Source organism: Fuerstiella sp., assembly GCA_022447225.1.
Lineage (GTDB): Bacteria > Planctomycetota > Planctomycetia > Planctomycetales > Planctomycetaceae > S139-18.
The window spans coordinates 220,084-234,851 of the sequence record JAKVAZ010000004.1 but is presented as its reverse complement, the minus strand read 5'-3'; the positions used below and the strand labels follow the sequence as shown (position 1 = coordinate 234,851).

The 14,768-nt window shown below is 54.9% G+C and carries 11 protein-coding genes and 1 tRNA gene; 7 read left to right on the top strand and 5 right to left on the bottom strand.

The genetic code is table 11. From position 1 onward, the window contains the following. The 3 genes from MK110_04680 to MK110_04670 form a co-directional block, all read right to left on the bottom strand. A partial coding sequence (locus MK110_04680) for a DUF1549 domain-containing protein (protein MCH2210572.1) occupies positions 1-1,242 on the bottom strand: 1,242 nt, incomplete at its 3' end. A gap of 801 nt (positions 1,243-2,043) precedes the next feature. Further along, positions 2,044-2,116, bottom strand: a tRNA-Ala gene (locus MK110_04675). Between the two features lie 197 nt (positions 2,117-2,313). Further along, complete coding sequence (locus MK110_04670; protein MCH2210571.1) at positions 2,314-2,511, bottom strand: hypothetical protein; 198 nt, start codon at positions 2,509-2,511, stop codon at positions 2,314-2,316. Between the two features lie 656 nt (positions 2,512-3,167). On the opposite strand from MK110_04670, the gene MK110_04665 reads away from it, so the two are divergent. From MK110_04665 to MK110_04635, 7 genes are all read left to right on the top strand, one after another. After that, positions 3,168-4,277, top strand: coding sequence for a hypothetical protein (locus MK110_04665; protein ID MCH2210570.1), 1,110 nt, complete (start codon positions 3,168-3,170; stop codon positions 4,275-4,277). Next, positions 4,270-5,484, top strand: coding sequence for a PQQ-binding-like beta-propeller repeat protein (locus tag MK110_04660; protein ID MCH2210569.1), 1,215 nt, complete (start codon positions 4,270-4,272; stop codon positions 5,482-5,484). The genes MK110_04665 and MK110_04660 overlap by 8 nt, the downstream gene beginning before the upstream one ends. A gap of 235 nt (positions 5,485-5,719) precedes the next feature. Further along, positions 5,720-6,178, top strand: a complete 459-nt coding sequence (gene crcB / locus MK110_04655) for a fluoride efflux transporter CrcB (protein ID MCH2210568.1) — start codon at positions 5,720-5,722, stop codon at positions 6,176-6,178. A 16-nt stretch (positions 6,179-6,194) separates the two neighbouring features. Continuing rightward, positions 6,195-6,386, top strand: a complete 192-nt coding sequence (locus MK110_04650) for a hypothetical protein (protein MCH2210567.1) — start codon at positions 6,195-6,197, stop codon at positions 6,384-6,386. Beyond that, positions 6,383-7,786, top strand: a complete 1,404-nt coding sequence (locus tag MK110_04645; protein MCH2210566.1) for an MATE family efflux transporter — start codon at positions 6,383-6,385, stop codon at positions 7,784-7,786. The genes MK110_04650 and MK110_04645 overlap by 4 nt, the downstream gene beginning before the upstream one ends. A 172-nt stretch (positions 7,787-7,958) precedes the next feature. After that, positions 7,959-9,395 (top strand): DUF1501 domain-containing protein, encoded by a 1,437-nt coding sequence (locus tag MK110_04640; GenBank protein ID MCH2210565.1) that lies wholly within the window; start codon positions 7,959-7,961, stop codon positions 9,393-9,395. A 40-nt stretch (positions 9,396-9,435) separates the two neighbouring features. Beyond that, positions 9,436-9,597: a hypothetical protein gene (locus tag MK110_04635; protein MCH2210564.1), complete on the top strand. Its 162-nt coding sequence runs from the start codon at positions 9,436-9,438 to the stop codon at positions 9,595-9,597. Between the two features lie 31 nt (positions 9,598-9,628). Here the strand turns inward: MK110_04635 and MK110_04630 are convergent, their stop codons facing one another. Next, complete coding sequence (locus tag MK110_04630; GenBank protein MCH2210563.1) at positions 9,629-10,117, bottom strand: glutathione peroxidase; 489 nt, start codon at positions 10,115-10,117, stop codon at positions 9,629-9,631. Positions 10,118-10,405: 288 nt separating this feature from the next. Next, positions 10,406-14,662, bottom strand: a complete 4,257-nt coding sequence (ccsA, locus tag MK110_04625) for a cytochrome c biogenesis protein CcsA (protein ID MCH2210562.1) — start codon at positions 14,660-14,662, stop codon at positions 10,406-10,408. Between the last annotated feature and the right edge of the window lie 106 nt (positions 14,663-14,768).

Here is a 14,768-nt window from a genome sequence, read left to right as displayed (position 1 = left end):
CCGCTGAAGTCGGCTCTTGACTTCCGCGATCTTCGCCCGCACTCCTGGATTGGGCACTTCGAGGTACGGGACCGCGGCACCTTTGCTCCCGTCAACTCCCTTTTCCGGGACGTTATTGAAGAACGCGAACAGGCGGTAGTATTCCTTCTGCGAGATCGGCTCGTACTTGTGATCGTGACAACGCGCGCATCCAGCTGTCAAACCGAGCCAGACCGTCGACGTGGTATCGACGCGATCGACGACGTATTCCACCTCAAACTCGGCGTCCAGGCTCCCCCCTTCATCGTTGGTCCGATGGTTGCGATTAAAGCCGGTGGCGAGCTGTTGCGACAGAGTCGCCTGCGGCAGCATGTCGCCGGCAAGCTGTTCGATCGTAAACTGGTCGAACGGCATGTTGGCGTTGTAAGCGTCCACGACCCAATCGCGCCAAGGCCACATGAACCGTTCCCAGTCGACCTGGTAGCCACTGGTATCGGCGTACCGGGCGGCGTCGAGCCACGCGAGCGCCATGTGTTCTCCGTAGCGCGGCGAGCCAAGCACCCGTGCGACCACCTGTTCGTAAGCGTCTGGCGAGTCGTCCGTCATGAACGCATCGACCTCCGTGATCGTCGGCGGAATTCCGGTCAGCCCCAACGTCACACGACGAAGCAATGTGATGCGATCGGCTGCCGGGGCCGGCTCCAGGCCTTCTCGCGCAATCCGCGACCGCACAAAAAAATCGATGCCGTTCCGCGGCCAGGCGGCGTCGCTCACAGCTGGTAAACTCGGCCGTGTCGGTGGCACAAATGACCAGTGCTCGGCCCACACCGCCCCTTGTCGGATCCAACGCGTGAGCACTTCGATCTGCTGCGCGGAGAGACCTTCCCTGTCTGGCGCGTCTGATGGTGGCATCCGCAGATCGCGGTCGTCGCTGGTGATACGGCTGAGCAACTCGCTCTGCTGCGGTTTTCGCGGATCGACGACGCGGTACCCTCCGCGATCGGCGAAAGCGCCGGCCCGGGTATCAAGCCGCAACTCGGCCTCGCGCGCCTGGGCGTCCGGACCGTGGCATTGCAGGCAGTGGCTCGCCAGGATCGGCCGAACGTCGCGGTTGAAATCGACGACGGCCTCCCTTTTTTCGCTTGCGAGAACCAACGCCGGCTCTGTCACGATCAATGCGACGGCACCCACCACGGTGGTGGCGAGCGTTCGCTGAAAAATCCGCGATACCGGTGCCGAATTTGTGACTGTGAATCGCATCATTTTTCTGATCTTAGCAGCGCCCTACAGCGTGATTCTACGTCAAACAGATGATTCTATGCGCCGGGTAAGCTTGTCAGCTCAACAACAGTCTTCTGCGTTGAATGTTCGGACCGGGCGGCGCCCATTCAAGCTTGTTCCGCATCGCCTACCGCAATCAGCTTCAATGCACAGACGGTCATAAGTCAGAAACCGTTCGAATTCTGACGCTATTCCTTCGCGGCCCCATTCTTGCGAGAATCCTCGACAATTGCTGTGGGAGTTTACCATCTCGGAATTCAAAAAGCCGTAAATACGGTGAAATCGGTCGCGAATGACACAATCAAAAGCTAACGATCACGGTGGCAATCGAATCGTTCCGCTGTTTTCCGAAGTCCACAAAACACTTTCCGAACTGTGGACTGAAGCCGAAAGAGGGATCTGTTCATGTCATTTCAAAACATCGCAATGTCAGCAACTTCGGTACTCAACTGGTCAGAATCATTGAAGCTGCCGGACTGACTATCTGGCCGAAACGCTGGCAGAACCTGCGTGCCACGCAGGCAACCGAATTAGCCAGAGTCTTGCCGTCGCACGTGGTGACTGCAATTTGTGGCCATACAGAGAAGATTGCACAGGAGGATTATCGCATTGTGACTGACGACGACATTCAGAGTGCCGCGTCACAGACCTTTGCTGCAAATATGGTGCAGCAAAGGGTCACAACCGACGGTAACGCATTGAATTCTGAAAGTGATGCGCAAAAAGAGAGCCCGGAAAAACCGGGCTCTGCGAAGCCTTGCACTGTTATGCGAAAGGTTCCATTGGAGGATAGGGGACTCGAACCCCTGACCTTCTGGCTGCCAGCCAGACGCTCTCCCAACTGAGCTAATCCCCCGCTTCATCCTGTCACAACAGGTTGACCTGCGTTTCAGAAACGCTAGCACTCGGATTCTAAAGTGTCAAGGAGTCTCTGCGTGTCGGTGACACAGACCTCGAATCGATTGTTCTCCGAAATTCGGATAATCGACTAACCCAGAGCGGGTTATTCTGCAGTGGTTTTCGTGGTGCCTGAGTTGTGAGACATAGGATCCGTTATTCGGAACCCGACTCCGGAATCACATTCAGGGGCACATCCAGAGGGTCGTTAATTGACAGGAACGTGCCGTCTGATCGACCAGCCGCGTCGGTATAGTTCATCCTCCACAGTCGATGGGGCTGCAGTTCGTGCAGGATGGACTGGCATCCTGTGCAGCAGGACAGAATGACGAGCAGGGCGGTGAGGTTCTTCATGGAAGTCGCCTTTCCGGCAGCACCGGATTGGTGTTGACTGTGAATCCGGTCGCCAGTGATGGTGTCTCCTGACGCAGCGACCGACTGTTACTGGATTTCAGTCCGTGAATTGAGGCGCATGTTTGCGCCGGAGTTCACACGGATGTCTGAAAATACGTTGTCGGCCCGTATCAGGACACTCAAATGCCGGCTCGTTCACGGATTCCTGTTTCATTGATTTGATCCACCTGCAGGACGGGCTGCAGTTTCTGCCGTTTGCCGGATTTTCTGATGTGATTTACTGCTGCTGGTTGTCGATTTCTGCCAGTCTTCACTGACGTTTGAGACATGTCGAGTGAGTTGAGAGACGAGCGCACGGTCGACCTGGACGTCGTTCAGCATGAAACTATGATAGACCGAGCAGTCGTGGTCAAAGTCCGTGCCGGTCGTTTAATGCAGTACGCGGATCTTCAATCCGGCGGCAGGACGGTTCAACATCAGCAGGCACTGACAGTTACCCGGCGCAGTGAACAAGAGATCAGCCGTGTCCGGACAATTGCTGGAAAGCCACAATAACCGGGTTGAGGACGCCCAACGTTGAATCACGGAAAAGATCGGATCTATGCAGTCAACGTAATCCGGACACAACCTTTTATGGTTCGAAAGGTGACGAGATCATGAGTCGACCAGTACTCCTGCTGTTGCCGGTTCTGAGCTTGGTGTCATCTGCGGTTGCGGCAGATGAATCGGCTATGGATGTTCTTCGGAATGTGCAGGGGGCAACCGGTGCTACGGCTGCCCAGGCCGCATTCAGGACCGTGACGTCAGCCGGTGCTGAGAATTTGATTCCGATTCTAGACGGTTTTCAGGGAGCAACCAAAATTGGCGGCAATTGGCTGCGAAGTGCCTTTGAAACGATCGCGGCTGCGGAAATTGACGCGGGACACGATCTTCCTGCAGACCGGCTGACCGGGTTCATTCAGGATGTCAGTAACGAGCCGTCGGCGCGTCGACTGGCTTATGAATGGTTGCTTCAGCAGGACCAGACTCTGAAACAGCGAATCATTCCCGGTCTGCTGCAGGATGCCAATCCGGACTTTCGTCGGGATGCGGTTGCCATGCTGATTGACCAGGCGGAGACTGCGGAAACTCAACTGGCCCTCGAGTTGTACAGGCAGGCGCTTAAAGGGGCGGTTCACGATGATCAGGTGAAGACCATTGCAGCTGCACTGGAATCCGCAGGGGAACCGGTTGACCTGCAGATGCATTTCGGTTTTGTATCTGAATGGAAGATTGTCGGACCTTTTGACAATCGGGAGATGAAGGGTTATGCGGTGGCTTATCCGCCGGAATCGGAATTCGATCTGACCGCTGTATATGATGGTCAGTTTGACACAGTCCGATGGCAGAATATTGCGACGGATGATGACTACGGAATTGTCAACATCGCAGAGCAGATCGAAAATTATAAGGGGGCAGTGATGTATGCGGTGACGATATTTCGGTCTTCTGCGGCCCGGGATGTGGAGTTTCGTCTGGGGACACCCAATGCCTGGAAGTTGTGGTTGAATGGTGAGTTGATGTTTGAACGCGAAGAGTATCACCGCGGTACGCAGATGGATCAGTATCGTGTGCCGGTCTCACTGCGTTCCGGTGGTAATACGATTCTACTGAAGATCTGTCAGGACGAAGACGAACAGAACTGGGCTCAAAGGTACCAGTATCAGCTGCGTGTGAGTGACAGTTCTGGTGCCGCCATTCTGTCCTCCGGAGAGTACCATGAGTAGGTGGTTTGTGACTTTGATGATCTGTCTACTGCTGCCGCAGAGCCGTGCTGCCGACTGGAGGCAGTTTCGCGGACGGTTGACTGATTCTGTGGCTGTCGGTCAGTCGCTGCCCACGGAACTCAGTCAGAGCGTTGTGGCCTGGCAGTCTGAACTGCCGGGCCGAGGTTTGTCGGGGCCTATCGTTGTTGGTGAGCAGGTGGTGATTACGGCCAGTTCCGGCTACCACGACGATCGCCTGCACATCATTAGTCTGGATACGGCAACCGGTTCACAGGAATGGGAGCGTCGGTTTCAGGCAACCGGTCGTACCAGTACTCATCCCTCAATGTGTGTGGCGACTCCCACGCCTGCAAGTGACGGGGAGAGGATCTACGCATTTTATTCCAGTAACGATCTGATCTGCACAGATATGCAGGGAAACCTGCAGTGGTATCGCGGTCTGGGGGATGAGTTTCCGAATGCCAGCAACAGCCTGGGAATGTCGTCTTCACCGATCGTGATTGGAACCACTGTGATTGCTCAGGCAGAAAGTGAAGCCGAATCTTTTGTCATCGGAGTGGAGAAATCTTCCGGTGAAACAAAATGGATACTGGATCGACCCCGCAAGTCAAACTGGTCCAGTCCGGCGGTTTTGCCGACCGACGGAGGTCGGTCGGCACTGGTACTGCTGCAGTCTGCAGCGGGCCTCACAGCAGTTGATCCGAAGACGGGAACCATACTTTGGTCGTACCAGGATGAAGCGTCGAGGATTCCATCGTCTACCGTCAGTGATGGAATGATTATTATGCCGTCATCTTCCAACGGTCTTAACATTTTGCAGGCTTCGACGGACGGTACGTCGTATACATTGGTTCGCAGTGCCAGGAATGCCCGCCCTGCCAGGCCCAGTCCACTTGTGGCGGACGGTATGATTTATTCTGTGAACAGTTCCGGAGTGTTGTCGGCGGCAAGCCTGGATACCGGTGAACGTCTGTGGCAGATGCGGCTGGACGGGCAGTTCAGCAGCACTCCGCTCGCTTCCAACGGTCACTTGTTTTTCTTTAGCGAGACCGGCATGGCGACTGTAGTTCGTCCGACGGAAGAAACCGGTACGATCGTGTCACAGCTGGACCTGACCGAGAAAATTCAGTGTAGTCCGGCTGCGGCCAATCATGCGCTGTATGTTCGCAGCGACGCACATCTGTGGAAGTTCGCCAAGCGGGATTAGTTGGCGGGTAATGGTGATTTCAGGCGATGTGTGCGAGGTGCTTTGTCCGCAGCGTTTCCGGATTTCTCTGTTAAAGGAGTACCGGATCCGTATCTGAACTCAAGGTTTTGCGGCGTGATCTGACTGACAGTGTGTCGGGGAGTTCGCACAGATGGCGAGTGTGCCGTGACGTTGTCCGCGCCGCCGGGTACAACTTTGGTTCACCCGGAGACTTTTATTTTGGCTGGCTCAGCAGATGATGCAGCTCCTCATTCCATTGGCAGTGGGAATCGGCGGTTTTGTCGGAGCCATGCTGCGGTTCTATATCAGCAGTGCCATCAATCGTGTGGCTGGTGACGAGCTGGGATTCGTCGGTACACTGACTGTGAATCTGATCGGTTGTTTTCTGATTGGCACCCTGGCCGTTGTCGTGCTCCGTACGACTCACCTGTCACCTCACTCGCAGCGTGTGCTGATCACCGGCCTGCTGGGGTCACTGACGACATTTTCCACATTTGCACTGGAGTGTATGAACCTGCTGCACAGCGGTCGTCTGGGAGCGTTGACCGTGAATGTGGTGACCAACGTTGTGGCGGGAATTCTGCTGGTGTGGGTCGGGATGCAGCTGGCCGGAATGGTGTTTCCCAAACCGGCGGGTGAAGATTCCGAGTTCCGACGCCTCAGTTCAGAGACTCATTCGGAATCCGAATTTTGAGTGTCGGGACCGGCGAGTGAAACGCACGTTGCAAAAGCCGAGTCGGAATACGGTGCTGTTGTGCAGGCCGGAGATTGACTGGTGGCGGATTGTTGATGGAGGTCTGCCGTCCGGTGCTGAACAGGAATGGATTCCGGGTTTTGAGTTGCACTGTGTGCGTTCGGAATCGAATCACGATGTTTTTACTGAACTGACTCAAACGGTATGAAGCCAACCGCTCACGATGGTTCGCACGCCGAAGCAGCGCCAGGTAGCTTTCGTGAACTGCTGCAGGTGGCAGTGCCGCTGATGCTGAGCGCGGGCACGCTGTCGATCATGAACGTGGCTGATCGTGCGATGATCACCGGGTGGTCTCGTGATTCGCTGGCAGCGGTGACTCCGGCAGGAATGATGTACTGGACGACCGTCTGCATTCCGGTGGGCATGATTCTGTATGCAAATACATTCATTGCGCAATTCGAAGGCGCCGGACAACATCAGAAGATGATTCGCTCCTTGTGGCAGGTGATCTGGCTTGCTGTGGTCTGTGGAGTGCTGGTGATGTTTTGTCCGCTTGTTTCAGCATCTGTGCTTTCGCTGACGGCACAGCCGAAGGGTGTGATCGCAGAAGAAAAAGTCTACTTTGACACTTTGTGCTTTGGCTGTCCGCTAATGATGCTCACCACGGCACTGAGTTGTTTCTACAGCGGACGACGTCGGAACCGAGTCATTCTGGCGGTTAATGTTTTCAGCGTCCTTGTCAATTTCGGAATGGATTATCTGTTGATTTTTGGACGTGGCGGGTTTCCGGCGCTGGGGATCCGCGGAGCTGCGCTGGCAACTCTTCTGGCCCGATTTTGCGAGGTTGCTGTATACACGGCGCTGATCACACGTCGAAAAAATCGAAGACACTTCAAGCTGTTTGCAGAATGGAAGCCGGATCGGGAACTGCTCCGGAAATATCTGTGGTTCGGGTTGCCGAGTGGAACTCACCACTTTGTTGACAACCTCGGTTTCACCGTGTTTCTGTTTATCGTGGGATGTCTCAGTCGAGACGCGTTGGCAGCTTCAAATCTGGCATTTGGAATCAATGCGTTGATCTACGTACCGCTGCTGGGATTTGGGACAGCCGTGCAAACGCTGGTGGGGTACCACATTGGTGCGGGTTTGAAGTGGGCAGCGTCGCGCACAACTTGGAATGCCGTGATTCTGGCCACGGTGTGGACAGGTGCGGCCGCGGCCATGCTTGTTCTGTTTCCACGGTTGTGTCTGCTGCCGTTTTTGGCATTTGCTGAGTCGGGGAAAGGTATGGAGGCGATCGAGTCCATTTTGCCCATTGCTGCCATGTTGCTGCAGTTTGTTGCTGTCTATTCCGTTTTCGATGCACTGGCCATCGTCTTTGCTGCGTCGTTGCGAGGTGCAGGAGATACCATTTTCCCGATGTTGCTTACCATGTTCTCCAGCTGGTTCGTGATGGCCGTTCCGGCCTGGCTGATCGTGCGGCAGGGCGGCGCCGAAATCCATCACGTGTGGTGGACGCCTACGGTGCATGTTCTGGTGATGGGTTTACTGATGATGGGCCGATTTCTAACAGGGCGATGGAGACTCATTCAGATTGTGCCGACGTGATTTGGCACCTCCATCGTTGGCGCATTCGGCTGAAACTGTCAAGCACATCGGCAGATCATTCGTCACCGGTACCACGTCGCAAAGCTTTGTGATGAACCCAAATCGTGATAGAATGAACAGCCTTCAGTGCAGGTGTTTGAACCTTCTGTGTTCCTGATGACGATGCTCGTATATGCAGCACTCTGATCATGCGTTTGTCAACTATTACCCACATGCCAGAGAAGGGCTGGTGGTTGCCGGTCGTCGCAATATACTCAAGGCCGGATTTGCCGGAATCGCCGGGTTAACTCTGCCGGGGCTGTTAAGGACACGAGCAACGGCTGCCAATTCGGGCCGACCGATGAGCCGGCGGAGCGTCATTCTACTGTGGATGACGGGTGGCCCGAGTCACATAGATACCTGGGATCCCAAACCGGATCGTCCGTACAATAACCGTGGACCGTTTGGGCATATTTCCACTGCGCTGCCGGGTACGATTATCTGTGAGCACCTGCCAAAGCAGGCGGAAATGCTCGATAAGTTTACGCTGATTCGATCGGTGGATTGTCGCAAGAGCAATCATCAACCAAATCAGGTGATGCAGACCGGGAACCGTGAAGCGGCCCCCCGAACCAATCCCAAAGGAGACCGTTATCCGGCGATTGCTTCGATCGTAGCCAGACACCGAGGTGCGAATCATCCGGCCATGCCGCCCAGCGTGGCATTTAAGAGATCGAATTCGCATATCGCCTGGGGCGGATGGCTCGGCAGGGAATACGATCCATTCATCGGTAACCAGGCGGCTGTCTTGCCTGCTTACGACCTGCTGGGCAACAGACTCGACCGGAATACGGGAGCAGATCTGCTCACCTTGCCAGGACAGTTGAATTTTGATCGCCTGTCAGATCGTCGCCGTCTTATGAAGGATCTGGACCAGGTACGCATGGGGCTGGATCAGTCGGGAGCGCTTGGCGCACTCGACGCGTACGGGCAGCAGGCTTACGACATGGTACTGGGAGGACGAGCGCGACAGGCATTCGATATCACAGCGGAACCGGAAAGCACTCGGCAGCGTTATGGTGACCATTTGTGGTGTCAACAGGCTCTGTTGGCACGGCGGCTGGTGGAGTCCGGTGTCAGTTTTGTAACACTGGATCTGAGTTACCATACCGCATCCGGTACCTGGGACAGCCACGGAATTCCTGGCGGTGTGTATGGCGGGATCTCAACAGGACTGAAGCCGTTGCTGCCGTTGTTCGACCATTTGGTCACAACTCTGGTCAGCGACCTGGGTGAACGAGGATTACTTGATGAAGTACTGGTCATTGGCATGGGTGAATTCGGACGTACGCCCAACATCGGGACTCAAAACAGCATCGATGGTCGTGATCACTGGCCGGTGGTGATGTCTATGTGTCTGGCCGGCGGTGGTTTACGGCACGGTCAGGTGATCGGTGCGAGTACGAAAGATGGTGGATCAATCAGGGATCGGCCAGTGACACCGGCAGATCTGGCAGCGACGATTTATCGCCATATGGAAGTCCCGCCTGATGGTACTTATCTCGATGACCGCGGACGTCCTCGCTATTTCGTGGAAGAAAACGGTCAGCCTTTGAGTGAGCTGTTTTGACGTAATCGATCGTTCACAGACGGTTGAGCTGGATCCATTGATGTCACAATGGCCGGATGAGCAGGCTCCGGCCCTGATCGATGCAGACATGGACCATTCGGATCAGAATTGTCCAGACCTTCCGCTGGCCGGATTCATACCTGCCCACATCGACACTGCCGGATTGGCGTTAAGCCACTTTAGTGATGGCCTGATTAGCTGATTGGACGGCAATACTGTTGCTGCGGTATCGCCTATTCAGTGAGTTCCTGTTTGATGACATCGAGGACTTCATCAGAATCGGGCTTCGTCCCCGGGCTGAAACGGCCGGCCACTTTGCCGTCTTTGTCCACCACAAACTTCTCAAAATTCCAGCGGATCCTGTTGTTCTCACCGGAAACTTTCTTCCCGTTCTCTTTCAGGGGAGCTTCTGTTTTCAGGTACTCATACAGCGGTGCCTGTTTTGCTCCGTTGACGTCAATTTTGGAAAACATTGCGAATTCGACTCCATAGTTTTCTTTACAGAATTCGCTGATTTCGGCGGCCGTACCTGGTTCCTGCTGACCGAATTGATTGCACGGGAAGCCGAGGATCACCAGGCCTTTGTCTTTGTATTGTTTGTGCATGGCCTGCAGTTGTTCGTACTGAGGTGTGAGTCCGCACTCACTGGCGGTATTAACGATAAGTAACACTTTCCCTTTGTATTTTTCCAGATCGACCTGTTGGCCCTGGAGCGACTTCATTTTGAATTCGTGGACTGTTTCCGCTGAAAAGGCGGAGGACGTGACGGTAGCCAGTGCGATCAGCAGGACGGACAGTGATTTCATCGAGGGATCCTTAATCGTTCCGGTGGGTTATTAAGCAGTAGACACCTATTCTGTCGTGGAATTCTGCTGCGGCAAGTGTCCGTCCTGAACAACCGGGCATGATTCTCAAAGCTGTGTACAGAACGTCAGGCGACCGACCGTTAGCCGGTCATTTGACGACCGGCATTTCTGCGACGATGTCGGCACACAGGATTCACCATCGAGTTAAGCAGAGGCCGTTTTGTTGGGGCGGATGATTGCGGCGGCAATGATGATGATCAGTTGCACTCCGATGAAACCCATCAGCATCCCCATGCGACCTTCGGTGAAGCCGTAGCTGTGCAGACCGGCTCGCAGTTCATTGACTCCGAACCATGACCAGGCTGTGACCATGTTGCCACCCATGGCCAGAACGGACGTACCGTAGTCGCGGACCATTTTGTCCCAGCGTGCGTGCAGAACCAGAGCGTTCCACATAACGATGATCAGGGCGCCGTTTTCTTTCGGATCCCAGCCCCAGAAGCGTCCCCAGGAATCATCGGCCCAGAGACCGCCCAGCACCGTGCCGACCAGACTGAAGAACAGGGCGAAACACAGGATTCCGTAAACGACCTTGCCAAGGAACGCGAGATCCGTCGCGCCTCGCTGTGCTGTATTACGGGGGGATCGCCACCAGGAATTCCTCAGATGCAGTACGACGTAACACAGTCCAAGCATACCGGCCAGGAAGGTGGCTCCATAGCCCAACGTAATGCAGACAACGTGGGTGGCCAGCCAGAACGTGGTATCCAGAACTGCCTGCATCACACTGAAGGTGTCACCTTCATCAACGGCCAGATAGTGAGCGATCATCAGGGTCGCCGATCCGATCGAGGCGGCAACGATATTTCCAATGCCGTAACCGACCAGGCGTTCGATCACCAGCGATGCTCCCACAATGGCCCAGCCGATGAAGATGGCCGAACTGTACAGACTGGTGACCGGCGGACGTCCTGAGATCTCGATTCGCAATAACAGTGCGACTGTGTGCACCACGAAAGCAACGATGATCATTGCGAAGGCCGTATTTCGGAGAAGTTGCGGCCACAGGATCCAGCCCAGGAACGACAGTAACATCGCCGGCAAATACAGATAGATGGCCTTACCAAAAGGATCGAAACGATTGAAGAACGTCTCCAGACGCACCACCGGTACATCGACCCGGGCAATCTCATGTTTGCTCAGATAATTCTGGTAGCGGCTGACTGATTCATTGAACGTGGTTACGTCTCCGGCGGCCCACGCTCTGAGGGCTCCCATCATTCCGTTTGCGGATGCAGTGAACACATTTTCACCATCCGTCGATGGGTAAATCATCGTGCCGGCGCGTTCGGACATATCATTCAGCAAAATGGCGAACAGTTCGTCGTTCAATGCTTTCCCGAGGTCGGAATCTTCGGGGTTAGCCTGCTGCAGTGATCGGACACGCCTGCGAACGTCTTCCAGACGTTTGTCGGCCGGATCGTTTTCGAGGGTCTGAAAAATGTCGAACAAATCGCGAGTGATTGTCAGACCGGCAATTCTGCGGACACGATCTTCATCCAGATCATCAACCACTTTTTTCATCGGTTGACCGGGGGCAGCGGCGGCGACGAGTGAGAACACCTCACGGTTGAATCGGTCTTCAGCGACCGGGATTAACTGAGCGGCCAGCAGATTGGCCGCATTTTCTGCGACGGGATCTTCACCGGCGCGTTTGGTGGCTTCTTCCTGCAGCAGACGGTAATTTGTCTGCAGTGACTGCAGCAGAGTTTCCCTGGGCAGTTCCTTTTGGAACCAGGCTTCCAGATCGGTGCGGTCATCGATATTTCGTCCTGACAACCTGTCGCGACAGTTCTTGACCAGACTTCCGGCACGTACCGTTTCCCAGGCTGCCTGGTCGTCGTCAACGCCGGTTGCGATACCCATGGGGACCGGGGCATCCTTCAGGCGATTCAGAATTCGCCATGTTTCGACCAGCAGTGGCAGCAGGTCGTTGTCGGCGGCCGGCTGAAAGACCTGTTGCATTGTGTTCAGACGCTGGATGGTATTAAACAGGGCCATGACTCGTCTCTGGAGTGCCGTCAGACGATTGTCCTGGTTTGCTTCCAGCAGCTGGCGGGCGTCCCTGTCTGTTTGTTCGAGGTTGCTGAGATTTTCCTGGATTTCTGCCAGCGAATACACCAGCCCGGCCCGCTGCTCCAGTCCCAGCAGCGACAATAACTGATCATTGTCGATGCGAATCACTCGGTGCCGGACGGCCCGGTCCGGCCGGGCGATCATGTCCAGAAACCAGCGCACGGCACTCATTTTTGTGATCATCCGGTCTCGCACGCGGACCTCAACGGCTTTTTCGCCGGAGGACGTCAGACTGACAAGTTTTGCGATCCAGTCTTCGTATTCGCCATTGAAAGACTGTAACGATTCGAAATTCACGTCCGGCCATCGGGCCTGAATGATTTCCAGAAGTTCCTCTCGCTTCGCATCCAGTTCGGGGGCTGTCAATTCACCTTTAAACGTCGATTTATGAGACGTCAGCATCAGTTGACTGCGGGCCCACGAGTCAACCGGCTGAGTTCGACCGCCACCTGCTACAGGCAGTTGAGCGAACTCATAAAGATTCATTGCTGTTTCGACCGGCCTGGGGGCTCGAGTTTTGCTGCCGAGCCAGAAGACACAGAGAACTGCGACGGCAACAGGGACCCACACAACGCCGGTTTGCCTGGTGCGGGATGTCACTGCGGGATCAGTTGAACGTTTTGCTGATGTCCGCACCAGAAATCTGCGCAACGTTTGCCAGAATTGTGCGAACATTCCGAAGGCCACTACGACACAACCAATGTATGGCAGCATCCAGCCGGAATTGCGGACCAGTTGCAGTGTGGTCGCTTCATTGCCGCTCGGCAGTGGATGATAGCCGCTCTGATAAAATGTCTCGCCTTTGTACCTCAGTGGATTGTTCATCCACAGAGTAAATTCCTCCGCTTTACCGGTTTCACTGTCCGTGATCAGGATTCTGGACTGGAAGTTTCGCGGTGTGGCGGATCCGACATACGTGTCCCGCCGAACGTCCAGCAGTTTCACGTCGTACGGACGGTAATTTCGGTGGAATCTCAGACTCAGGTCCCACGATTCATCGTCCAGGGTGATTCGTTCAGGCAGGACTAATGCACGTGACTCACTGGCATTGAACGATGCAAGAATTGTTTCAATCGGTTCACCCGACTGACGATCAATGATTTCGATATAGGCAGCACTCGCATCGGTTTTTTCGTTCATCCCGTCGACAGGGTCGAGTTCAACGGGAACAGCAAATGCTCCCATACCGGTGCTGGTGAGCGTGTCATCCGGTTCGGATGATCGCAACTGACAGTTTCGGTAAAAGTCTGTCACCCGCAGGTCGAACGGAATGCTGTGCGCTGCCAGTGAAATCACAGCAGCCTTCGTCTGTCCTGCCTGCACAGCCGATTCTGACTGCAGCAGCATTGCCTCAGGGACCACGACCACGGAGTCCTGATCACCGTCGGATGTGACGATACTCAGTTCAATTTCGCGAATGTCTTTCGCGTAGTTCACTGAATCGCCTTCCTGAATAAACATCAGACTTTCATGTCCATACAGCCCAACAACCAGCTCACTGATCATAAGAATCATGACACCCAGATGGATCACCACGATGCCGCACCGTTTTTTGAACAGCAGCTGACATCCGATCAGAAGAACGGCCGAGCAAACACAGGCCTTCATCAGTTGCCACAGGATTCTCATCGACGACGGATTCACGGGGCCGGAAATGGCGAAGTACACCAGCAGGGCAGAAATCATTCCTGCAATTCCCAGAAGAACGAATTTCTCGGCGCGACTCTTTGTTCCGCTGACGTACGCGGTGGTTGTAAACCCGATGATGGCGATGACCATAACCAGCAGCAAAAGATTCCAGATCTGACGGAAGCTCAGCAGCGTGTTGCCCTGTTCCACACCAGTTTGCTGGTTACCGGTTACCACAATGAGGGCCATCAGCATCAATCCGATCGCCACCGTCAGCAGGCCCAGCAGCATGCGTATGCCTCTGGACTGAATATGAATCCGGGCACCATGCGCGGCCAGAAGGTTTCCCAGCAGCAGCCAGCCGATCAGCCAGCCACCAGGAAAGGGGAATGAAGCGAACATTCCCAGCTGTTCGTTCCAGTCATAATCCATCAGCTGAGGAAACATTGATGGCGGGAAGAAGTCCCGGACTTCGACTTTGGCGATGTAGACACGGAAGTACTGGTTCACCACCTGCCAGACGTCGCGGCGACTTTGTGCCAGACTGCCGACCAATACGATAAACATTCCCAGCACAAACAGAACACAGGTGATCTTGAGCGATCCTGCGACGGCAAACGCCTGCTGGACAGGATGATCCACTGAGCGGGACTTTGGTGTCTTCTCAACGAAATCCTGCGGGACTGCGGTGGACATGGGCAGTGCCTTGTCAGACTTTAAAATTCGGGTCGATCACAGCGGAATTCACCGGAATTCCACTGTCGGTTCACTTTAGTCATTAGCAGGATAACTGGTGCCGTTC

Excerpts from the sequence above, each read along its gene's own strand:
- MK110_04665 (MCH2210570.1), top strand. The coding sequence starts at position 3,168 with ATGAGTCGACCAGTACTCCTGCTGTTGCCGGTTCTGAGCTTGGTGTCA.
- MK110_04640 (MCH2210565.1), top strand. The coding sequence starts at position 7,959 with ATGCAGCACTCTGATCATGCGTTTGTCAACTATTACCCACATGCCAGA.
- MK110_04660 (MCH2210569.1), top strand. The coding sequence starts at position 4,270 with ATGAGTAGGTGGTTTGTGACTTTGATGATCTGTCTACTGCTGCCGCAG.
- MK110_04630 (MCH2210563.1), bottom strand. The coding sequence starts at position 10,117 with ATGAAGTCGCTCCAGGGCCAACAGGTCGATCTGGAAAAATACAAAGGG.
- ccsA (MCH2210562.1), bottom strand. The coding sequence starts at position 14,662 with ATGTCCACCGCAGTCCCGCAGGATTTCGTTGAGAAGACACCAAAGTCC.
- crcB (MCH2210568.1), top strand. The coding sequence starts at position 5,720 with ATGATGCAGCTCCTCATTCCATTGGCAGTGGGAATCGGCGGTTTTGTC.
- MK110_04670 (MCH2210571.1), bottom strand. The coding sequence starts at position 2,511 with ATGAAGAACCTCACCGCCCTGCTCGTCATTCTGTCCTGCTGCACAGGA.
- MK110_04635 (MCH2210564.1), top strand. The coding sequence starts at position 9,436 with ATGTCACAATGGCCGGATGAGCAGGCTCCGGCCCTGATCGATGCAGAC.
- MK110_04645 (MCH2210566.1), top strand. The coding sequence starts at position 6,383 with ATGAAGCCAACCGCTCACGATGGTTCGCACGCCGAAGCAGCGCCAGGT.